24 protein-coding genes and 3 pseudogenes are annotated in these 21758 nt (G+C 48.7%); 17 read left to right on the top strand and 10 right to left on the bottom strand.

Going from position 1 to position 21758, the window contains the following annotated elements; all coding sequences use genetic code 11:
• Window positions 1-1845 (bottom strand): ATP-binding response regulator, encoded by a 1845-nt coding sequence (locus BLS62_RS00485; RefSeq protein ID WP_143521461.1) that lies wholly within the window; start codon window positions 1843-1845, stop codon window positions 1-3.
• Between the two features lie 240 nt (window positions 1846-2085).
• A complete protein-coding gene (locus BLS62_RS32490) occupies window positions 2086-2214 on the bottom strand; it encodes a hypothetical protein (protein WP_280141811.1) in 129 nt (42 codons plus the stop codon).
• Between the two features lie 76 nt (window positions 2215-2290).
• Here BLS62_RS32490 and BLS62_RS00475 point away from each other — a divergent pair, with 76 nt between their 5' ends.
• From BLS62_RS00475 to BLS62_RS00465, 3 genes are all read left to right on the top strand, one after another.
• Window positions 2291-2863 (top strand): NADase-type glycan-binding domain-containing protein, encoded by a 573-nt coding sequence (locus BLS62_RS00475; RefSeq protein WP_093175067.1) that lies wholly within the window; start codon window positions 2291-2293, stop codon window positions 2861-2863.
• Between the two features lie 24 nt (window positions 2864-2887).
• Complete coding sequence (locus tag BLS62_RS00470; RefSeq protein WP_093175062.1) at window positions 2888-3397, top strand: hypothetical protein; 510 nt, start codon at window positions 2888-2890, stop codon at window positions 3395-3397.
• A gap of 89 nt (window positions 3398-3486) precedes the next feature.
• The gene (locus BLS62_RS00465; protein ID WP_143521460.1) at window positions 3487-3939 is read left to right on the top strand and encodes a hypothetical protein; all 453 of its coding nucleotides are present in this window, start codon (window positions 3487-3489) and stop codon (window positions 3937-3939) included.
• A gap of 511 nt (window positions 3940-4450) precedes the next feature.
• On the opposite strand, the gene BLS62_RS00455 is transcribed toward BLS62_RS00465, so the two are convergent.
• The gene (locus BLS62_RS00455; RefSeq protein WP_208990620.1) at window positions 4451-5140 is read right to left on the bottom strand and encodes a Tn3 family transposase; all 690 of its coding nucleotides are present in this window, start codon (window positions 5138-5140) and stop codon (window positions 4451-4453) included.
• A 265-nt stretch (window positions 5141-5405) separates the two neighbouring features.
• Here BLS62_RS00455 and BLS62_RS00450 point away from each other — a divergent pair, with 265 nt between their 5' ends.
• On the top strand, window positions 5406-5756 hold the full coding sequence (locus BLS62_RS00450; RefSeq protein ID WP_200798421.1) for a GNAT family N-acetyltransferase: 351 nt from the start codon (window positions 5406-5408) through the stop codon (window positions 5754-5756).
• A gap of 35 nt (window positions 5757-5791) precedes the next feature.
• Here the strand turns inward: BLS62_RS00450 and BLS62_RS00445 are convergent.
• The 4 genes and pseudogenes from BLS62_RS00445 to BLS62_RS00435 all read right to left on the bottom strand — a co-directional run.
• Window positions 5792-6226: pseudogene (locus BLS62_RS00445) on the bottom strand (IS30 family transposase); the annotation flags it as partial.
• A 52-nt stretch (window positions 6227-6278) separates the two neighbouring features.
• Window positions 6279-6410, bottom strand: a complete 132-nt coding sequence (locus BLS62_RS31530) for a transposase domain-containing protein (RefSeq protein ID WP_244283468.1) — start codon at window positions 6408-6410, stop codon at window positions 6279-6281.
• On the bottom strand, window positions 6388-6789 hold the full coding sequence (locus BLS62_RS31525) for an IS66 family transposase (protein ID WP_208990617.1): 402 nt from the start codon (window positions 6787-6789) through the stop codon (window positions 6388-6390). Before BLS62_RS31525 ends, BLS62_RS31530 begins: the two co-directional genes overlap by 23 nt.
• Window positions 6790-6793: 4 nt before the next feature.
• Window positions 6794-6991: pseudogene (locus tag BLS62_RS00435) on the bottom strand (DDE-type integrase/transposase/recombinase); the annotation flags it as partial.
• A 64-nt stretch (window positions 6992-7055) separates the two neighbouring features.
• Between BLS62_RS00435 and BLS62_RS31930 the strand changes: the two are divergent.
• The 3 genes and pseudogenes from BLS62_RS31930 to BLS62_RS32480 form a co-directional block, all read left to right on the top strand.
• Window positions 7056-7241, top strand: a complete 186-nt coding sequence (locus tag BLS62_RS31930) for a hypothetical protein (protein ID WP_244283479.1) — start codon at window positions 7056-7058, stop codon at window positions 7239-7241.
• Window positions 7187-7369, top strand: a complete 183-nt coding sequence (locus BLS62_RS32485) for a DDE-type integrase/transposase/recombinase (RefSeq protein WP_280141810.1) — start codon at window positions 7187-7189, stop codon at window positions 7367-7369. Before BLS62_RS31930 ends, BLS62_RS32485 begins: the two co-directional genes overlap by 55 nt.
• 28 nt (window positions 7370-7397) lie before the next feature.
• Window positions 7398-7685, top strand: a pseudogene (locus tag BLS62_RS32480) (DDE-type integrase/transposase/recombinase); the annotation flags it as partial.
• Window positions 7686-7900: 215 nt separating this feature from the next.
• Here the strand turns inward: BLS62_RS32480 and BLS62_RS00425 are convergent.
• Window positions 7901-8086, bottom strand: a complete 186-nt coding sequence (locus tag BLS62_RS00425) for a hypothetical protein (protein ID WP_093175047.1) — start codon at window positions 8084-8086, stop codon at window positions 7901-7903.
• Between the two features lie 5 nt (window positions 8087-8091).
• Window positions 8092-9570 carry a S8 family peptidase gene (locus BLS62_RS00420; RefSeq protein ID WP_093175044.1) on the bottom strand — a complete coding sequence of 493 codons (1479 nt, stop codon included), beginning with the start codon at window positions 9568-9570 and terminating at the stop codon, window positions 8092-8094.
• 1313 nt (window positions 9571-10883) lie between these two features.
• On the opposite strand from BLS62_RS00420, the gene BLS62_RS00415 reads away from it, so the two are divergent.
• The gene (locus BLS62_RS00415; RefSeq protein ID WP_093175040.1) at window positions 10884-11369 is read left to right on the top strand and encodes a hypothetical protein; all 486 of its coding nucleotides are present in this window, start codon (window positions 10884-10886) and stop codon (window positions 11367-11369) included.
• Window positions 11370-11639: 270 nt separating this feature from the next.
• On the opposite strand, the gene BLS62_RS30920 is transcribed toward BLS62_RS00415, so the two are convergent.
• Window positions 11640-11804 carry a hypothetical protein gene (locus BLS62_RS30920; RefSeq protein WP_159436442.1) on the bottom strand — a complete coding sequence of 55 codons (165 nt, stop codon included), beginning with the start codon at window positions 11802-11804 and terminating at the stop codon, window positions 11640-11642.
• Window positions 11805-11997: 193 nt separating this feature from the next.
• On the opposite strand from BLS62_RS30920, the gene BLS62_RS00405 reads away from it, so the two are divergent.
• From BLS62_RS00405 to BLS62_RS00365, 9 genes are all read left to right on the top strand, one after another.
• Entirely contained in the window at window positions 11998-12783 is a 786-nt protein-coding gene (locus tag BLS62_RS00405; RefSeq protein ID WP_093175032.1) for a DeoR/GlpR family DNA-binding transcription regulator, read from the top strand.
• Window positions 12784-12838: 55 nt separating this feature from the next.
• Window positions 12839-13837: a rhamnose ABC transporter substrate-binding protein gene (gene rhaS, locus BLS62_RS00400; protein WP_093175029.1), complete on the top strand. Its 999-nt coding sequence runs from the start codon at window positions 12839-12841 to the stop codon at window positions 13835-13837.
• Window positions 13838-14026: 189 nt separating this feature from the next.
• On the top strand, window positions 14027-15499 hold the full coding sequence (locus BLS62_RS00395; protein WP_244283466.1) for a sugar ABC transporter ATP-binding protein: 1473 nt from the start codon (window positions 14027-14029) through the stop codon (window positions 15497-15499).
• Between the two features lie 21 nt (window positions 15500-15520).
• Complete coding sequence (locus BLS62_RS00390; RefSeq protein ID WP_093176860.1) at window positions 15521-16501, top strand: ABC transporter permease; 981 nt, start codon at window positions 15521-15523, stop codon at window positions 16499-16501.
• 2 nt (window positions 16502-16503) lie between these two features.
• The gene (locus BLS62_RS00385; RefSeq protein WP_093176857.1) at window positions 16504-17517 is read left to right on the top strand and encodes an ABC transporter permease; all 1014 of its coding nucleotides are present in this window, start codon (window positions 16504-16506) and stop codon (window positions 17515-17517) included.
• A gap of 97 nt (window positions 17518-17614) precedes the next feature.
• A complete protein-coding gene (locus BLS62_RS00380; RefSeq protein WP_093175020.1) occupies window positions 17615-17932 on the top strand; it encodes an L-rhamnose mutarotase in 318 nt (105 codons plus the stop codon).
• Window positions 17933-17987: 55 nt separating this feature from the next.
• Complete coding sequence (gene rhaD / locus BLS62_RS00375; RefSeq protein ID WP_093175017.1) at window positions 17988-18815, top strand: rhamnulose-1-phosphate aldolase; 828 nt, start codon at window positions 17988-17990, stop codon at window positions 18813-18815.
• 108 nt (window positions 18816-18923) lie between these two features.
• Window positions 18924-20387 (top strand): rhamnulokinase, encoded by a 1464-nt coding sequence (rhaB, locus tag BLS62_RS00370; protein WP_093175011.1) that lies wholly within the window; start codon window positions 18924-18926, stop codon window positions 20385-20387.
• Entirely contained in the window at window positions 20384-21652 is a 1269-nt protein-coding gene (locus tag BLS62_RS00365; RefSeq protein ID WP_093175007.1) for an L-rhamnose isomerase, read from the top strand. The genes rhaB and BLS62_RS00365 overlap by 4 nt, the downstream gene beginning before the upstream one ends.
• The last annotated feature ends 106 nt before the right edge of the window (window positions 21653-21758 follow it).

Below are 21758 nucleotides of genomic sequence, written 5' to 3'. Positions count from 1 at the left end.
TCACCCAGGTTCCTCAGTCCGTTTGCAGTTTTCTTTTTGGCTGGCACCTAACGCCAGAAGTACTGACCTCAGTTGCAGTGGGGTGACAGGTTTTTGCAGAATCCAGAACCCTGCTTCAAGAGCACTTGCTTCGTTTTCGCTGGTTAGGAAACCGCTTACGATTGCAGTTGGTATGAACTTGTCGTGCTGTCTGGATATGGATTTCGCAAATTCGATACCGTCTTGTTCAATGCCAAGCTGGAAATCCATTAATAGTACATCAAACTTTTCGGGGAGTTGCGTTGAAGGTGCCTGCACGGTTGCCTTATAACCCCACTTCACGAGAAGTTTTTCAACACTCCGACGCACCTCCTCATCGTCATCTATGACAAGAACCGCAACATCATTTGTGGCTCCATCAGACCCTACATGTTCAATCTTCGCCTTTTGGTTACAAGGGACAGCACGCATAATGCCGCCCACAGTGACATGTGTGCCCTTACCGAAAGTTGATAAGAATTTCACGTTTAGATCCAAAAGGTTCGCTGTGCGCTTTACAATCGACAATCCAAGCCCGAACCCCTCTGTATTCTCTGATTTACCACGGAAAAATTCCCTGAAAATGTTCTCCTGTTGATCATCGGGAACGCCTTGCCCTTGATCCAGAATATGTATCTCAACATCATTCCCCCTTACCCGAGCACACAGTAAAATCTTCGCCCCAGGCGCATGCTTGACAGCATTGAACACCAAATTTTGAACGATTGATGCCAAGAGAGCTTTATCGGTATTTACCCATGTAGAGGTTTTGACATATTTGAGATTGCATCTATTACCGTTCGTACTTAGCAGAGCCTGCCGAGTAGTTTGCGCCAATACTTCATTTAGAGGGAAGCTAGTTAATTCTGGCGTCAAACCGCCCGCATCGATGGTCGCAATGTTCAGTAGTGTTTTGAACAACTTAGCGAGATTGTCAATTGAACCGTTTATAGTTTCTAATATCTCGTACCCTTCTTTATCGAGCTTTTGATCGCGAAGGCATTCGACCAACAATCCGATGGCATGAATAGGTTGTCTCAAATCATGGTTTGCCTGCGCTAAAAATTGAGTTTTTGACACATTTGCGCGATGAGCTTCATGCGCTATGGCTTCAAATCTTTTTGCAAGATCAAGGTTTTCTAGTTTGGTGGCTAAATATTCGGAGAGCTCTTCACTAGTGTCGTGTGCAAGACCGCACATCATGACTATAAAGATAATTACTAGGACGCTGAGAAGCATAAAATCACCTCCGAGCATGAAAACACGAGTGGCGAGCAATCCCGCAAACGGAACTTCGTAAAGATAAAACGACAATTTGAAGATGCTGAGGGATCGGGAAGCCGCTGCAGAGGCCCCCGCAACGATTGCCATCTGAATAGAAAAATGAGCCGGATTTTCAGTGTCCAGGCTAAAAAATACAAACGTCCCCCAGCTCAGTCCAATCGAAAAAAACAAGCCATATAATCTTAACTGCCACTTTTGCAGGTCGTTTGGATTGGCAACGAGGTCATCAACCTGCTTTCCAAGCTTATAAAGCAGCACAGGAGTAACCAGAATCTCCCAGCCGCCCCATGCAACAAGCCAATGAAGCTCAAGTACATCCCACGCCAAATAAATTAATGTACTTGCCGATGCGATGTGACCCATAAAAATCTTAGTCGGAGCTCTAGAAAACAATCGAGCACGATCAGTTTGAAAATCTACGGCTAACATTGGAAGCTTCTTCGTCAAAGTCGTGTTCGCCTTCAAGTTGACTACCTGCGATGCCGCAGAGTTAGGTTGCATTAGTACATCTGTACCAATTGCGTTCCAATCAAAATCAACCAAGTATAAAACTCTATGAATAAACCACAAGCAGGTATGCTCTGAGTACCGCGCTTGCAGCGAGGAAGAACCATGGTCAGTACACTAATAAAGTCGATTAGCTTGGGAGTTTTGATAGCTTTTGCATCCGCGTCACCTTCGGCAGCTACAAAATTAGACCTAGCGGTTAAAGGAGGGAACTTTCCCGCATGGTCGACCAAAGGTGAATGTACTGCCGAGCGTTCTGGGCAAGGTTGCTTTCAACTACACCACAATGCCTGTGGTTGGAAAATATACACGACTAAAGCTATCGGAAAACAAATCGCGTGGGCCTACAATGACGGCAAACAAGTCGATATCAACACGGTATCCAACGGTCGTTTCGTGGACCATATTTGCATCCTGAAGCCTTAATCATTTAAAGCACATGCCCCGTCACACCTACTTGTAAGCCACAGGCGACACGAGAATGACCCAACTTAAAAATTATACCCTTGCGTTACTCGGTTTCTTCATTGTTTTAGCCACCCCGCAGAACGTTGTTGGGGCATCTAAAACAACGTACTCCATATGCCATAAACTTGCTCAGGAAACGCAGATTGCTAAGAGTATCTCGTGGTGTGTTTCAAGTGCCTTACCCTCACAAGAGGCCAATCTCTACGGCCCGCAAAACCTGTTTCAGGAAGGTGCGTGGTGCGAAGGCGTCAAAGGAAATGGGATTGGAGAGGCCATCGAACTATCCTATGAGCCCTTCGAAGGTGATACCGGGCCGCCAGCATACGATCGGTTGCTCATCGCAAACGGATATGACAAATCAACTAAAACGTATCTGAACAATTCACGCGTCAAGAAAATCGAAATCAAGACAGACAGCGGAAGAACTTGGGTCCGCACTTTGCGAGATGAGACCGGGCCACAGGAAGTTTTGCTAGGTGAAGAAATTCGTCCAAGAGGCATTCTGATCACCATTCTTGAAATCTACCCGGGGCAAAAATATCAAGATACCTGCTTGAGCCAATTGGTAGCTGATTTCGGATTTTGAATGGCAAGTTTACGGAACTGAAAAATGAAAGCTATAAGTCGTTTGCTTATCAGTTTGTCCTCTTTACTGGTTATTTCTGGCCCTGCTTTGTCCAGCGAATGGTTGACGGAAACCGGTTCGGACCGCAATGGGCGTGATTACGTAAATATTAGGGTCATGGATGCTGATTACAATCTCAGTTTAAGCTGTGATGCACGGGAAGACAGTCGGGTATTTTTTCAGTTGATGGTGGCTTCTTTGCCCCATCTATTTGCGCAGGATGGGATGACTGCTAACCTGAAACTACGTTTTTCATTACCGGGCGGCGGTGAATACGAGGATAGTATCTCAGTTTACTACTTCGATGGTGGTCCCGGCGATCAAGCATGGCAGGGCACCTTCCCTGCTAGTTACACAACACTGAATGTTTTTGCAAACGCACTCATCATTGAATTACTCAACCCCGAAGGCACACTATTGTTTCTATTGCCAACAAAAGGCATGTCATTGGGTGTGGATGCAATTCGCAGGCAATGTGCGATCGGCCTGATCTAATCATTAGCGATCATTTTCTAATCAGCAAAAACAATGAGTAACGCATAATGCCTAAAGTTCGGTACTGTAATAAGTGCGGCGGACCTACATTGAAACCTATCGCACGCCATATGCAAATTTATAACAGCGCCTATACCTATCAATGTGAAATCTGTTCCAACCAGGTGGAAGTCATACCACTTGCAAGTATAGGCCAGCTAATCACAGTTGGACTTTTGGTATTGACCTTTTGGGCTGTTATCCTGTTCCGAGAAGGAGCGCAGCCCGGTTTAGTCGGTCCGATCATTTTTGCCACAGCCGGGTTGGCCTTACTATTTACAATAGCTTCACATTTAAGCCCCCATTGGAGAAACAAGATTGTAAATGACGCAGAAACGCCTAACTTCGCAGATATCAAACAAGATCAAATTGCAATTAAATCACCTATTATCTGGCTCGAAAACCTGGGTTTGCTCGCAGGACTAATCGCACCAATTGTGGTGATTTTCTTAGTTCTCGGCCTCGCCACCTTAGTAGGATATGTAACATACACATTTCAATAAGGGCGTTGTTGCAATATTCCCCTGATGAAGTGTGTCTTCTCTGAAAATTCCTTTTTTGAAGACTTCCATTATGCTGTTTAAACACAATGCCGACCGTCGTCACAAGGTCGCGAAAACCAAATATAAGGTGTGACGAACTAGTCGGAGTATAATGAAAGCCTGCGTCGGCGTGGAGACATCACAGTCTGGGTTGAAGACAGCGTTGTCGGTGCCTGGCTCGCACCAGCGAGCAACCGCGCGGGAGACCCGCCAAGTATTTAGATCTTGCCATTGAAACCTGTTTGAGTGTCAAATCCGTGTTTGGTTTAGCTTTGCGGCAGATGCAAGGATCTGTTGAGTCAGTGTTGGCGTCATCGCAAGGTTTGTACGCTGGATAACGCTAAGGGCGAACATTTGGTGAACCTTCTCATCTTCATAAGTTTACGCCCACCTTCTCGCTCTGCCGCGCCAGAATCCCAAACATAATCACTCGTGAGGCTGACATGAACCCAACCTAAGGGTGATACGTGTTTTAGTAGGTTTGGATCTGGTAGATTATCGCTTTGTCGGAGATGGTTCGCCGCCTTATTGATGTAGCGCGTATTCCAGTAAATAATCGCTGCAATAACAAGATTAAGGGCCATTGCCCGCTTTTGTTGAGCGTCTGGGGATCGATCATAAATACGCCCCTGGGAATGAGCAAATACAGCTTTTGCCAGAGTATGACGTGCCTCCCCTTATTCAGACCTGCCTGACACTCTTGCCGTAATTTCGGATTTTGCGTCCAATCCAGCATGAACAGGGTGCGCTCGATCCGTCCAATTTCTCCCAGAGCAAGATAAAGCCGGTTTTGTTGACGGTAGGCTCCTAGTTTTCGCAATAGTGTTGAGGGTTTTACGGACCCACTTTTGACGCTCGCTGCCAAGCGGACAATGTCTCCCCTAGGCCTCAGAATAGCTTCCTCGTTTATCGGTTTCTCGATGATAGAAGACAGGCCTTTCCATGCGCTTGGTTTTCCAAAACAGCTCAATTGAGGGACAAGTTTATGCCCGAGCAGATGGAACATAGCAAAGACGTGATCCGATACGCCGCCGGTATCAACGTAGTGCACAAGCGGATTGAACTGAGCCGCATTCCCCATCAGCCCATCCAGCACAAACGGAGCTTCCCCGGACGTGGCTCCGATTACGTTTGAATGGAAAGACGCGTATTGGCCTGTCAAAAAGACTAGATTTTCAAACCTGGATTAGGTCCATATTTGGCGTTAATTTCACCTGAGTTACGAGCAGAGGCAAAGAATTGCCCATCAGAAGAGGTGTGATCAGCTTGGCCCCAGATCTGGGCCAATGGCAGATTGTCTGACGTCAGCCCCTATGGGTCCAAATAGCCGTATTTGATAAGATGCAGCATCCTTTGTATAAAGTCTGGATGACCCTACTGCCAAAGCAGGGCCTATAACACTGCCGGACGGTTCTCAAGAGCCCCGCTTGCCGAGCATTCGGCGTTGGATATGGGACAATGAGTTTTGCGGCCATATTGGCTTGAGATGGATGCAAGGAACAGAAGAATTGCCTGCTACATGTTCCGGTCACATCGGCTATGCAGTTGTGCCTTGGAGACAAGGGGAAGGACTTGCCACTGCAGCTCTTTGTGCAATTCTGCCAGAGGCAAAAACCATAGGGTTGAAGTATGTTGAAATCACAACAAGTCCAAGAAACCCCGGATCGGTTAGGGTTATTGAAAAGGCAGGTGGCAAACTGACGAAGACCTATAATGCCGACAAGACTCTCGGTAGCCATGAAACTCTTGTGAAGCTGCCATTTGCATCCAGGCCATGAACGGCAGCAAATAGTCGTGAGATCGGGCGGTGGATTCAACTGATCGCTGCAACACACTCAGCAAACTTCTTAGCTGGGGTTTGATATTGCAAGGTCTTGCGTGGTCGCTCGTTGAGCTGCCTTGCGATTGCATCAAGTTCTGCCTGAGAATGCACAGACAAATCAGTGCCACGTGGTAAATACTGGCGTAACAAACGGTTGGTGTCTTTGTTAGCAACCTTGATCAACATAACATAGCGTGTTTGTCTCTCAACAAGAGTGGCAATATAACTGTTCCTAGAACCTCCGATCAGATCGCCTTCCCAATGTCCCGGTACTGCCCGGTCTTCAACACAAGCAGGTCTTTCGCTAATCGAGACTGCATCTTTGATTTGGCCCAGTCCATTGCGTTTGAGACTTGCGTGTTTGGAGCGGCGTACCGCGCGTTTGGTCCGCAGATGTCTCTGCAGTTCTTTCTTCAAAACCCCGCGGGCCTATGTAAGCGTCCGGCGAACCCGACCTATTTAGCTTGAGCCGCTTCAGTTACGCTGGTTTACCAACGTAACACCAAGGCATGAGGTCGTTGATGCGGTTGATCTTGTGGTCGGCAATTTGAGCCAGCACCCAGGTGAGCCATGCTTGTGGGTCGACGTTATTGAGCTTGGCAGTTTGTATGAGTGTGTAGGCGATTGCAGCAGCCTTTCCCCGCCTTGTGATCCCATGAAGAGATAATTTTTCTTCCCAATGCTATCGGCTTCATCGCGCGCTCGGCTGCGTTGTTGTTCATCTCCAGATGGCCATTATCAAGATAGGACTGTGCTTTTGGCAGGCGGGTGAGTGCATAACGGATTGCTCTTGCCAGTGGGGACTTGTCGGATATTCTGGAAAGCTGAGTATGCAGCCAGTTCTCCATATCGTCGAAGAGGCTCTGTTGCATCTTTTGAGTTAAGACACAAATAGCCTTCCTCAAGCGCAATTCAGGCATAAATTCCAAACAAGCGGTTGATAAAGGAAACCTCGGTCCCACCTCCGACAGAGCTGATCCAGCTGCCAAACTGTCATTTCTTGAACATCCGCATAACCTCAAAGCCTTTAATGGTTGCAGCCGCTGTTCGCATCGACTGGAAGCCGAGCAATGGTTTAATCAGCCGTTTGAGCTTGCCATGATCGCTTTCAAATCGGTTATTTAGATACTTTACCTGTCGCAGCTTCACGTAATCGGGAGCTTTCCCTTCGCGTTTAAGCTCAGCTAAGGCCAAACAGACCCTGTTGCAAATAATCTTCGCATGTCTGGTTTTGGGCAAAACGAGAGGTATTCCAATGAGCGGTGATTTCAAATGGCGGCATTATCGTGGTGAAGTCATTCTGTGGGCTGTTCGGTGGTATTGTCGCTACGGGATTAGCTATCGTGATTTGGAAGCAATGCTTGAGGAGCGCGGTGTGGATGTCGATTGTATCGCGCGGTCACAAAACAGAGCGATACAATCGACTTCTACCTCTCACTGAGGCGCAACACAAAGGCCGCAAAAACCTTTCTGGGTAAAGCGTTAAAGGGTTTGAAGGATTACGAAAAACCACGCGTGATCAATACCGACAAGGCCCCGACATACGGACCGGCGATAGGGGCATTATAAGCCGAGGACAAATGTCCAACGAACACAGAACACCGCCGTTAAGTATCTCAACAACGTGATTGAGGCCGATCATGGCAAGCTGAAGCGGCTGATAAAGCCCACACTTGGCTTCAAATCGCGCAAAACAGCTTACGCTACGATCAAGGGTTTTGAGGTGATGCGCGCCCTCAAAAAAGGCCAGGCCAAAGCGTTCCAGATCCAACCTGGGATCAAGGGTGAGGTCCGTCTTATCGAGCGTACATTTGGCTTAGGGGCAGACATGTTTTCGGAGCTCTTTGACCATCACCGTGCCGAAATTGAGGCATGGGCCGCTTGAAAAACGACGCTGAGGAAAATATTTAACTCAAAACAATATTTGCAACAGGGCCCTCCCAGATACAGGGCTCAGACTGCCGGAACGTTCTTGCAATTTTTAGTTGTATTTGTCCCCAACAGACCCTGTGATGGGAAAGGCAATTTGCTTAAGCTCGGGCCATATATCCAGAGGGGACAAAGGCGCCGTGATGATGTAGCCACAGCGCCTGCAAATAGTTATTTCCATTCAACCTTAACGGTCACAGTCACTTTAGGAATAATGCCTTCCATATCATCAGTGGATGCTTTAGCGATTTCTTTTGCCAGAGCTTCATTCTCTATAACGATAATTCGTTCACCCGTTGCAACAACATCATCAAGCGTGATGCTAATGTCTTTGGTTTCTGCGGTTGCAGTGGTCATTCTTGTCACCTCTCGTTAGTGGTTATGGGGGAAATCGCAGCAGCGATGTTTAGTCGGCCGCTTCCCATCACATTCCCAAAGGAACCTAATGCGGCTTCTATTGTCTCTATGCCCTCAGAGAGCAATTTTTCGATGACAGCAGACGCAGGGACATCTCCCATACGCTCCCAGATCAATGCGGCAGCTCCCGCGACATGAGGGGCAGCAAAAGATGTACCAGCCGTATAGGCGCATTCTTGCGCATCTAACGTAGCCACAACTATGTCGTCTTCAGAAAATGGATACCCTGTCCCCCCAGGAGCACAAATATCGACCTGCACGCCATAGTTTGAAGTCTCGGTTTTCTCATCACCCGGTGTTGTGCCAGCAACAGATAGACAATATTCGTAATCTGAGGGAAAATGCGCCTCTTCAGTGCCATTGTTACCAGCAGAACAGATTATAATTGCACCTGCCTCGTGAAGCCTCCGAAAGGCCTCTTCAACAGCAATGAGATTGTAACGCTTTTTGAGTTTCCAGCTACAGTTTACAATGAGCTTGTTGACTGGTTCAAACCGTTGCAGCTCATCGACCCAAATTCTTTTTTCACGGCAAATCTTGGTAAGCACGTTTATAGCACGTGCTCGCGTTACGTAGTCTTTTAACCCGCTGGTATGGATCGCAACAGGTAGCAACCGAGCTTGACTAGCAATGCCGATACCTTTTCCAACTGCGATACTCATTACACCGGTACCATGTCGGCGCGGCGGCAGGTCTGGCGCAAAGTTGAATGCAGGCGATCTGGTTATGACACGGTCTGCAATTTCAGGATGCTCAAGATCAGCAGCACTATCCACCACGGCGATTAAAGTACCAGCACCTGTGGTTTGCTCCTGCGCTTCACGTAAACCGATTAATTTATGATTCCAAAGCGCAGAACCATCATATTCAAAATGATAAACAGCCTCCATATCATCAAGAGGCTCATCATCATCTTCTTCGGTCAAAAGCAGATTTGGCTCCGCATAAAGAAGCCACGCGTCATCCCGAAGTCTTGGCAGTAGCTCATCAACCTTTTGACGCCGGCTGCGGAAGAGGCCAAAGCTCCCGATTTCATCATACCATATGCGATCCAGCTCATACCGTTTGGTAAAAGCATCCAGATTTAAATCTGCCGCTGGCTTGAAGCCAATAATCAGCGACCCATCATCAATAGCAACGCGCTCACCATATTGATTCAGATAACTGGGATAGATTTTATCGGGCGGTTGAGTTCCCTGCGCACCAAATGCAACAGAGTTTCCTTTACTCTCCAGCTCTTGCTTTGAAACAGCAATCACATCCACTAAAGGAAAAGGTTCAGTAGCCTTTACCAGATCATTTGTGCCGCCAAGCAGTTTCGATTGTAACGTCTCTCTTGGTAGCTCAATGAAAAGCTGTTCTTTTTCTGCTCTGAAAATCTGACCTACTGAGCGGTCAAGTCCTCGATTGTCGACAGATTTCACTGAAACTCTCCCGTTGCACAAATTTGCAGGCAACACATGCCGCCTCTTGTTTTTGCAAAAACCAACGACAGGTGGATCGCAAACTACACGCCCTAACCTCAGGATTCGCCTGCGTTGAGGTCTCAGTGCGTGCTCAATCTCATCAATCAAGCCACACTGCTCGTCTTTCCAATTCTTACAGCTGCTTTGGGCGCAAGGAGCGGTAAATCGGAAGCGTTGCTCTTGAGGTCGTCGATTTTGATGCTTCAACAAAAGCACCCGTCACCCCAATAGGTTCCTCAGGTAAGAAATAGCGGTGTCGGCCAAAACTCGCCCAAACAGAACATTACCTTCTTTACAGGGCGCACTTGGGATTTTATTTCCTCAGACCTGCTCACTCTCAATCTAACGCCCTTGGCGTAAGACCACCCCAAGTAATTTGGGCCCATGCTCATCAATGCTTACAGATTCAAGGTCATCTATTTCTACAATTTCTTTTTAAACAGTAGCCTGCATTGCTTCATTGAAGCGTTTGGCCTGTTCATCTGAAAGATGCATCCCTCTTAAATCTACGATAAACATATCCTTCCTGTTGTTTTCCATGAAGCGGCCTCCATATGTAATATAAAATTTGCATGATTAAATTTAACTATAAATACAATGATTCTTTCGACTTGTCCATTTTGGTATTATGCTTTGATTACTTTACATCTCTACTATTGAGAATTTATCTATGATTCATATTTCTATACAACTATATTATGTAGAAGGAATATTTTACTAAACTCATAGGGTTTTCTATCCTAGGGCAGCTGTTTTATACTGCTGGCAATCGGCAATAGAAGTCGCCCTCCGCAGCATGTATACAACGACTGTTTACCCCGCGCGCGGGGTAAAAAACCTTCTGTTACTTTCTTTAACTGCGTCCTATTTAGGCTTTTCCATCCAATCTGTTACCTTTCAAGGAGGCTTAACGCACGGCGCTAGCGAGGGCCGGCTGCCTCATGAATGGCCGTCATGGGCTCTACGAGCCTTCGTTGCGTCTTGTAGCAATGATTGAATCAGTCTGAGATAAGTAATCAAAGAGCACTCACAAAATGTGCCTACAGTATCCAGCTAGTTCAGCCCTTGATGGAACTGAAAGAAGGGCCGTTCCCAGCCCACGACTGCCTGATCGCACTGGCCGTGTATCAGTGCCAGATAAATCGCAAAATGCTCCACAAGATGAAACTGCCGCTTGAACACTCATACTCTAATAAACTATACTGTGATACTCATATTTAAATTACTGGCCGAGTGAAGCAACCGCCAGATGCACAAAAGAGGCGCTACCCATGGATGTTGGGGCAAATGATGTTTACCTAGAACGCCAACCAGAAAGACTGGTTTTGGAGGGGTATCGCCGTTGGTCATCCGGTTTTGAGACAGGTTCCATCACGCCCTGGGAGATGGCTTGGGAACTCTACAGCGAAGTGCTCGGTCTTCAAAATGCCGGAGTAGTGCTTGCCAGCCTATCTCAATACGTGCGCACACTGAAGCGCTGCGCAGCATGTCCGCTTCGCTCTTACCCTTACGATTCTCAGCATCTTTGTGTCGAAGAATGTTTGACCATGGGTCTAATCGCTGGCTTGCAGCACGGTGTCGATACAGTGGACCTCTGTCTGCAGCACATCACTTGCCCACAAAGATGCGAAGAAGTTGAACAAGCTGCCGCAAATTTCGCTGAAACGCTCAAGTCCCTCGGGCAGGTCATGCTGCCCGTCCCATCCCACGTTCTGGCAGACATCCTGAAAAAAAGTTCAGGCGGAAGCATGCATTAGTGTCGAAATAAGCAGCGCTTATCTGCTTGAGATACGCGTTAATAGCTCCGAACAACAAACTTGTAATCATGGCCGGCAAGAATAGGTTCTGTACTCCCGCTTCACGTCGCCTTTAAGTGAATGCGTAGATCCATAAATGACTGCACAGGAAAGCACTCAGAAAATCTTCTTACGCGAATAGCAACAAGCCTTGATGGAAGCCCTCGGATGGCCGCTATTGGCCCGTTCGTCCAAAGAGCAAATTTTTGCTCGCTCTGCTCAGCATGTTCTTTAATTGTCCTGAATTTTGGCCACTTTTGCAGCTTGGGGTCTGTTAGGCCATACAGTGACATCACTATGCTTACGCGGGCTCTCATTGTAGTCATGCCAGTTCGTCCCGTGGTAGAGCACTTTGGGGATATTGTCACGGCACTCAGCATTAAACTTATGCGGCATTAAACTGCTCAATTTAACCCAAAAAGTTAATCTTGTAAGCTGAGCTGCCCGAATTATTCAACACGTCTCACAAGATCCCTCCTCGTATGAATGGAACGTTTATGATAAAATTTTGACTGAATATGACTGAAATTGAATTAATATGATTGACTCCGCAAGGAAATGACACGACTATGGATCTATAGGAGCGCACATGCACGAGAAAGAAAGACATCGTTTCATAGTGGAGGCTACAAGAGCGGGTCCCGTTGTAACCGTTCAAAGCCTTGTTGGCCGACTTGGCGCATCAGAAGCGACAATTAGGCGTGACATTTCCAAACTATGTTCGGATGGGAAGATTAACCGGGTACATGGTGGTGTGGAAGCAATGAACGCTGATGCGGTGCTTCCATTGGAAACCGGCTTGTTTAATGAAAGCGTTATTGAAAACGTTGCTGAGAAAAAGGCCATTGCGCGGGAAGCGGCGCGGCTGTGCGATGACGGCGACTCCATCATAATAAACGGCGGTTCTACCACCTCTTATATGGCGCACTATCTGCGTCACAGTAACCTACGGGTGCTCTCAAATTCATTTCCGATAGCGGAATTTCTTATTAAAGAAACAACAAACACCGTCATTATTGTGGGTGGTGTGGTTTACCGAGATCAGGGTCTCATTCTGTCACCTTTTGAAAGCGATGTAATTCGTAATTTCTCCGCCCGGCGCATGTTTATCGGCGCTAAGGGTGTTGGACCCCTCGGGGTGATGGAATCTGACCCTCTCATTATTCAGGAAGAGCGCCGGCTCATGGAACGCGCAGAGGATACTATCCTGTGTGTCGACAGTTCCAAATTCCTGAAACGCTCCAGTATGGTGCAATGCGCGTTGGAGCAGATTAACACCGTCATCACAGATGAGAAGGTGAGTGATCAGGCAGCTCGGCTTGTGGAGGAAGCCGGGGTGAGACTGATAACTGTAGTGATCCATGAGGATCACTGACACCTGACAGATGTGTAGAAAATTCAGGTACTAGACATACAATTGGGAGTGTTAAATGTCTAAGTTAAACAAGTTTTTGGTCACGGCAATAACCGGTGTAGCCATGCTCAGCGCCTCCGGCGCTTATGCAGAGACAATACGCGTCGGTCTTGTCGCAAAAGTGCTCGGAAACGGCTTCTTTGAAGCAGCAAACCGGGGGGCTCAGGAAGCCGCGGCCGAACTTGGCGATCTGGAAATTATCTATACCGGGCCTACAGATACAACAGCCGTCGGTCAAATCAACGTCATCAATGCTCTTATTGCGCAACGTGTTGATGCCATTGCAATTTCCGCGAATGATACAGATGCACTGGTTCCAGCCCTGAAACGCGCCATGAAGCGTGGCATCAAGGTTGTTAGCTGGGATTCTGGAGTTGCTGTTGACGGACGTGACGTTCATTTGAACCCATCCTCAAATGATCTCATCGGCTGGATGAATGTGAAGCTTGCAAGCGATGCCATGAAAGACGGCAAAGGCAAGTTTGCAATCCTTTCCGCAACAACAACATCCACCAACCAGAATATCTGGATTGAGGAGATGAAAAAGGTACTGCCGCAATACCCTGGGATGGAGTTGCTGACCATCGCTTATGGCGATGATCTTGCGGAAAAAAGTTACCGCGAAGCAAAAGGCCTTATCCGCAGCTACAAAGATTTGAATGTGATTGTTTCACCGAGCTCAGTCGGCATTGTTGCAGCAGCTCAAGCTGTTGCTGATGAAGGCAAAATTGGCGAAATCTTTGTTACCGGTCTGGGCTTGCCCTCCGAAATGGCTGGTCACGTAAAATCTGGCGCATCTCAAAGCTTTGCAATCTGGAACCCAATCGATCTGGGCTACTCAACTGCATACATCGCCTACAATTTGGTAAAAGGGACTGCGAAAGCGGAACCAGGTGCCGAAATCTCAATCGGCCGTGTTGGCAAAATCAAGTTGGATGGAACCCGCGCCGCTGGCATGTCTGACCCATTCATCTACGATGCTTCTAATGTGGAAGAGTTCGCGAAAATCTTCTGATCCTTCGCACCATCGGGCGGGTGTTCACCTGCCCGATCTCCTTCAAAATAAAAAAGAAAGTATCGATCGATGTCGATAAATAAGGATGTTGGTGCACCCTCTGCAAATAGCGGGTTGCAGGCAGCCATCGGCGAAGTGCGGTCTAATGCCAGCACCGATAACCGGGGCCAAGCCGATTGTGTTTTAGAGATGCGCGGTATTTCCAAAACGTTTCCGGGGGTCAAAGCACTCGATGATGTGTCGCTGAAATTGTATCCAGGTTCTGTTACCGCCCTGATCGGCGAAAATGGAGCAGGCAAGTCAACACTCGTTAAAATCCTCACCGGTGTTTATCAGAGCGATGAAGGCCAAATCCTTCTCAATAATGAACCAATCAAATTCATTGATGCTCTCGATGCAACTCGGGTAGGGGTCACCGCCATTCACCAGGAAACTGTTCTGTTTGACGAGCTCAGCGTTGCCGAAAATATCTTCCTTGGTCAGGAACCACGCACAAAACTTGGTTTGATCGACTGGGGCTGTATGGAAGCCAATGCTGCCAAAGTTCTGCAAAAACTCGGCACACAAATGAGCCCGAGGACAATCCTAAAAGACCTCACCATCGGCCACAAACACATGGTGGCAATTGCCCGGGCGCTCTCAACTGATGCGCGGATCGTCATCATGGATGAGCCAACAGCGGCGCTTAGCAACAAGGAAGCTGAAGAGCTCTACGACATCGTTGATTGGCTGAAGAGCGAAGGCAAAGCGATCCTCTTTATCTCGCATAAATTCGAGGATGTTTTCCGCATTGCTGACCGCTACACCGTTTTCCGTGACGGACAGTTGGTTGGCGCTGGAATGCTGGCAGATGTGGAACGTGCTGATCTGGTTAAGAAGATGGTTGGTCGCTCGGTGGATCGCGCCTTCCCAAAAAACAACAGGCCCGGCACTGAAGTGGTGCTGAAGGTTGAGAACTACTGCCACCCGACAGAGTTTGACTCCATTGATTTTGAGCTGAAGCGTGGCGAAATTCTGGGTGTCTACGGGTTGGTGGGTGCTGGACGAACAGAAGTGGCGCAGTCCCTTTTTGGCGCAACTCACCCCTCTCATGGCAAGCTTCACATCGAAGGTCAGGAGATCACCATCCGCTCGCCAGATCAGGCTATTGCAGCCGGTTTGGTGTATGTGCCCGAAGATCGCGGCAAGCAGGGCGTTACGTTGGAAATGAGCATTGCTGAGAATATCGGCATGTCCTCGCTCAAAGCCACAAGCAAACAAGGCTTTCTGGATCTTGCTCATGAATATGACGTGGCGCGCAAATATGCCGACCGGCTTGATCTGCGAGCTTCGGCCCTCAACCAGTCCGTGGGTTCGCTGTCTGGCGGCAACCAGCAAAAAGTTGTCATCGGCAAATGGCTGGCGACCTTGCCTAAGGTCATCATCTTGGATGAACCAACCAAGGGCATTGATATCGGGTCCAAGGCAGCGGTGCACAGCTTCATGAGCGAACTGGCTGAAGAAGGCCTCTCAGTTCTTATGATTTCCTCTGAAATCCCCGAGGTGTTGGGAATGTCTGACCGCGTTCTCGTGATGCGTGAAGGTCTGATCGTTGGCGAATTTGATCAGGCAGATGCCACACCGGAAAAACTGGTCAACCTGGCAACAGGCAACATCAACTGATCGGGCTGGATTAATCTTATGCTGAATTCAATTTTCAAAAGGCGTGAATACTTATTGGCAGCGATCATTATGGTGATGGTGCTGGCAATCTCATTCCGCTCCCCAAGCTTCATCTACCTGAAAAATGTGCTCGGGACCCTCAACGATACTTCAATTCTGATGATGCTCGCCTGTGCGCAGATGTTCGTCATCCTAACTCGCTGTATCGATCTGTCCGTCGGGGCAAATATCGCGCTGACTGGAATGGTCGTCGCGAGTTTGAATGCGGCCTATCCCGGACTTCCCATTGTCGCATTACTGGTGATCGCACTCGCTCTGGGTCTGTTTCTGGGCGCTATCAACGGCTTCTTTGTGTGGAAGTTCGATATTCCGCCCATCGTGGTGACCCTTGGCACCATGGCAATCTATCGCGGGCTGGTGTTTGTGCTTGCTGGCGGCAGCTGGATCAATTCTCACCAGATGTCTGAGAGTTTCCTCGCCTTCCCACGAACTGAGGTTTTGGGCATGCAATTGCTGACCTGGTTTGGTCTGGCAGCGGTGGCTGGGATGTATGTGCTGTCTCGTTACACCCGCCTTGGACGCCAGTTCTATGCGATTGGCGATAATCCAAGCGCTGCTGTCTACATGGGTATCACTGTGGGCAAGGTGAAGTTCAAAGCCTTCTGCCTTTCTGGAATGGTCGCTGGTCTTTGCGGGTACTTCTGGGTGAGTCGATATGCTGTGGCCTATGTAGATATTGCAGCCGGGTTTGAACTGCAAACGGTTGCAGCCTGTGTGATTGGCGGCATTTCCATCGCTGGTGCCATTGGCACCGTGGGCGGCGCTGTTCTGGGGGCTTTGTTCCTTGGTGTGGTCAACAATGCTCTTCCGGTCATCAATATCTCACCGTTCTGGCAAATGGCAATTTCAGGCACCGTGATCATCCTTGCTGTGGTGTTCAATGCGCAGTCTGAACGCAAGCAAGGACGGACTATTCTCAAGAATAAGGGAGCGGAGGCATGATCATGAACGTCTCAAACGTTCGCCGTCGCGGCGCCGAAATTCCGAACACTTTGGAAACGAGTTTGGTCGGGAAGATGGCCAGATGGGAAACCCTGCTGGTTTGTGTTGTCCTGCTCGTTTTCTTCCTTAACACGCTCGCATCTCCATACTTCTTGGATGTCTGGAACCTATCAGATGCGACCTACAACTTTATCGAGAAATCGATAATAGCGTTTGCCGTGGCGCTGGTAATCATCTCCGGCGAGATTGATCTATCAGTTGCAGCCAACATTGCATTGTCCTCTACAATGATGGGGGCTGTGGCCACGGCAGGTTTTGGCACTCCGGTGATCATCGCTGCTGGATTGCTGACCAGTCTTGGGTGCGGAGCCTTCAACGGGTTTCTGGTTGCCAAAATTGGATTGCATTCCATTATCGTGACGATTGCGACCATGAGCCTGTTCCGTGGCATCAGCTACATTATTCTGGGCGACACGGTTTACAAAAACTACCCCGAAAGCTTTGCGTGGTTCGGACAGGGCTATCTGTTTGGCGCTTTCACCGTCGAGATGATTTTCTTCCTCATCATTGGTCTGTTCTTCTGGGTCTTGCTGCACAAAACCACTTTTGGTCGCAATATCTTTGTGATCGGCAACAACAAGACGTGTGCAGCCTTCTCCGGCATCAAAGTCAGTCAGGTCAAGTTCAACCTGTTCCTGCTCAGCGGGCTGGCAAGTGGGATCGCAGCGGTTCTTCTCACCTCGCGGCTCGGATCAACACGGCCTTCCATTGCGCAGGGTTGGGAGCTTGAGATTGTGACCATGGTTGTGCTCGGCGGTGTCAACATTTTGGGTGGTTCAGGAACCATTCTTGGTGTCACGCTGGCAGCTCTGCTGATGGGGCTCGTGACCTTCGGGCTTGGCCTGCTCAACGTGCCCGGCATCGTGATGACGATCTTCACGGGTTGCCTTCTGATCGGGGTCATCGTCCTGCCCCGAATTACCAAATTCATCATGGCTCAGATGGCACTGCGCTGACCGCGCGCAAAAGTGTGCAATTGGCAGCTCAGTTGCCGGTTGCTCCTACTCAATAACGCAAGAAAACGCAAAGCAACGCACAAAAGAACGCAAAAAAATGTCACAGAAAATCGCTTTCAAGATGAAACTAAAGCCGGGGTATTTAGATGATTACAAAAAGCGGCATGAAGACCTCTGGCCTGAGTTAAAAGAGCTATTCGCCTCTCATGGGATCAGCGACTTCACCATCCATTTTGATAGTTCCACCAATGAGTTACTCGCCGTTCACAGCGTCTCCGGTGAGTTGAGTGCCCAGGATCTGGGTAGCTATCCCATTGTTCAAAAATGGTGGGCCTTCATGGCAGATATCATGGAAACCTACCCAGATGGTTCGCCTGTCACAACACCGCTGAAGCAAGTTTTTCACCTGAAATAACGGTTGTTCACCAACCAACGATTGACCTTAACCGGTCAGATGTGAAGGAAAAATAATGTACATCGAAACGCTACCCGTAGAGGCTGAGCGAGAAATTAAAAAAGTGGTCGAAGTTGCTGGGTACCTATGGCAACGGGAGTGGGCTGAACGCAATGGCGGCAATATCTCGCTGGATTTAACTGAGTATTTTGAAGGAGTTGAGCTTGAGCTTTCACAGTTCGCACACAATCCTTTGACCATTGTTGGTGACGGTGCAGGCTTTCCAAAAGACAGTGCGGGCCATGTGTTTTTCGTGAAGGGAACAGGCGAACGCATCCGTGAATTACGCGAGCCCCATCTGGCCGGCTGTATTTTAAAAATTGATGAGACTGCTGAAGGCTATCACCTGCTTTGGGGTGGTCGTGGGGATCCACACTTCAAGCCAACCAGTGAGTTCATATCTCATGTGGAAATAATGATGGACAAGCAGCGGTCCGGTTCTAACCACCGTTGTGTAGTTCACTCTCATCCACTTGAATTAATTGCGCTTTCTCACCTACCAAAATGCTCTAGTAATGAGAATAACTTCACTGAAGTGTGTTGGCAGATGCTGCCGGAAGTCCGGGCATTTGTACCTCAGGGTATTGGTATTGTGCCCTACTGCATGCCGGGAAGTCAGGATATTGCAGTGGGAACCATGGAAAAATTGCGCAACCACGACGTTGCAATTTGGGAGAAACACGGCGCTGTGGCAACTGGTGTTGATGTAGCAGAAGCCTTTGATTTTATGGACGTGGCAAACAAGGGTGCCAAGCTTTACCTCATGTGCCTTTCCGCAGGGTTTGAGCCACAAGGTGTTTCAGAAGCAGACATGCTGCTTTTGAAAGAGACCTTTAATTTGTGATTGCTGCCCGCGGGGGAAGCTATCTCGCTACCCCTCCACTCCACATAAGGCCTCGGCCTCGATGAGAAGAAGCCTCATAGGAGGCGCACGCATCGGGAGGAAGTGTGCATGTTAAAACAATTAGTTACGGTTGATCTAGGTGCCTCCAGCGGACGTGTCATTCTTGGCAGTTTTGATGGGGAACACATCAGTTTGAAAGAATGGCATCGGTTTGATGGGTATCATCTGGTGTCCGGTGATAGATGCGAATGGGACATCGACAGAATTCACCAAGAGATCTGTCATGGCATTGATCTTATTTTAGATTCTGGGATTACACCTGATGGAATAGGCATCGATACTTGGGGCGTTGATTTCGTTCTTACTGATGCATTGGGGAACCGTCTGGGAAAAGCGGTCTCCTACCGGGATGCTCGTAGCGCCGGTGTTATGGAAGAGGTCGTTGCGGACCTAGGTGAAGAATTTATTTATGCCGCCACAGGCATTCAGTTTCTGCCGTTTAACACGATTTATCAGCTAAAGGCCTTGTTGAATTCAAAGCCTGCGTGGCTGGGAGACGTATCTAACCTTCAGTTTATACCTGACTATTTGGGATACCTTCTGACCGGAGAGACAAACTGCGAGTACACCTTCGCCAGCACCTCTCAGCTGCTCAACTGCAAAACCAAGATGTGGGATGCCAATCTGATTGAAGCGCTTGGGATCCCTCGGCATTGGTTTTTACCGGTCTCGCAGCCCAATCACGTCATCGGCAATTACGAGGTGAGGGGGCATTCCATACCCGTGATCTCAATAGCAAGTCATGATACCGCTGCTGCCGTTGCCGCTGTTGCTATGAGTGAACCAGATTCAGCTTTCATCAGCTCGGGAACGTGGTCCCTCATTGGGATTGAAGAGCCTGAAGCTTTGACTTCCGATGCAGCGCGTTTGCTCAATGTTGCAAATGAGGGTGGGGTAGAAAAGTTCAGAGTTCTCAAGAACGTATCGGGACTTTGGTTCGCCCAAATGCTCCGTGAGGAACTTGGGATCGCGAGCTTTGCTGAACTGGTCAAACTGGCGGAAGCGGCTCCTGTGTTCCGGTGTTTTATTGACACCAATGAACCACGTTTCCTGAACCCGGCGTCGATGATTGATGAAATCAAGGCCTACTGTGTGGAGACCAATCAAGACGTTCCTCAGACCGCTGGTGCCCTTGCAAGAACGATTTTTGAAAGCCTGGCTGTACTGTATCGCAGTGTGTTGAACGATATGGCAGACCTGCGCGGTCATCCTATTCCAGCCATCCATGTGGTTGGTGGCGGAAGTCAAAATTTGTTCCTCAATCAACTATGTGCAGATGCATGCGAGATTCCAGTGATTGCCGGTCCGGCTGAGGCCTCTGCCACGGGCAACCTGATGTGTCAGCTTATTGCACTTGGCGCGGTCAAGGATTTGCCCGCTGGACGCCAACTTATATCCCAGAGCTTCAGCAGTACGCATTTTTCACCTCAATCAAACAATTGCTTCGACGCCTTCGCTGTTCGTGCAAATGACATTCAAAAAATAAGCAAAGACCTAGGGAGATACCTATGACCTCCAAAAAACAGGCAGTTGAAGATGCCTTTGTGATCGCTAAAGAACGCTACAAAGAACTGGGTGTGGATGTTGACGCAGCCATCAAAGCGGCGGATGAAACCCCTATTTCCTTGCATTGCTGGCAGGGCGATGATGTTGCAGGTTTCGAAAACCCAGATGGAGAACTTTCCGGTGGTATTCAGGTCACAGGGTGTCATCCGGGCAAGGCCACCAACCCGGCTGAGCTGAGAGCTGATCTTGATTTCGCCATGAGCCTCATACCGGGCAAGCAACGGCTTAATCTGCATGCGCTTTATCTTGAGAGCGATCAATATGTTGACCGCGATCAGTTGGAACCAAAGCACTTCGCGAATTGGGTGAAATGGGCTAAAGCGAAGGGCATCGGTCTGGACTTCAATCCCTCTCTGTTCTCACATGAGAAAAGCGCTCAGGGCATGACACTTAGCCATCCTGACGCGGAGATCCGTGAGTTCTGGATTGAGCATTGTAAGCGGAGCCGGAAAGTCTCGGAATACTTCGGGCGCGAGCTTGGCACCCCATCTGTTATGAATATCTGGATTCCGGATGGGTCCAAGGATTTTCCCGCAGATCGGCTTGGTCCACGTCGCCGTTTGATGGAGTCGCTTGATGAGATCTTGAAGGAGGATATCTCCCGTGAGTTTCACAAGGACGCTGTAGAGAGTAAGCTTTTCGGCATTGGTGCTGAAGCATATACGGCAGGTTCCTCTGAATTTTATCTCGCCTACGCGGCTACACGAAATCTGCTTTTGTGTCTTGATGCCGGGCACTTCCATCCAACTGAGGTTATCTCAGACAAGATCTCCGCTGTTTCGCTTTTCGTTGATGAAATGCTTCTGCATGTCAGTCGTCCGATGCGCTGGGACAGTGATCACATCGTATTACTTGATGATGAAACACAAGCGATCGCCAGTGAGATTGTCCGTTGTGGTTTGGGTCAGCGGGTCAACATCGGTCTGGACTTCTTTGATGCATCGGTGAACCGCATTGGCGCTTGGGTGATCGGCACTCGCAACATGCGCAAGGCACTGCTGAAGGCGTTCCTTGAACCAACCAAACTGCTGAAAGATGCTGAGCTTTCCGGCAACAATACCAAGCGGTTGGCACTCATGGAAGATCTCAAGGTCATGCCTTGGAGTGCTGTGTGGGATTACTATTGCCAGCAGAATGGAATGTCAGGCGGTATTGAATGGCTGGATAAAGTTGAGACCTACGAAAAGGACGTGCTGTTGAAGCGCGGCTGAAAATACTGAGGCCGCGGCAGGCTCTTCTGACTGAAGGAAGGGCCTGCACAAATTTTCCTAACGGTTAAAGCCGGCCCCAAGTCCGGTTTTCAATAAATTTCCAAAA

The organism is Pseudovibrio sp. Tun.PSC04-5.I4 (genome assembly GCF_900104145.1).
Lineage (GTDB): Bacteria > Pseudomonadota > Alphaproteobacteria > Rhizobiales > Stappiaceae > Pseudovibrio.
This window is presented reverse-complemented; position numbering and strand designations above follow the sequence as displayed.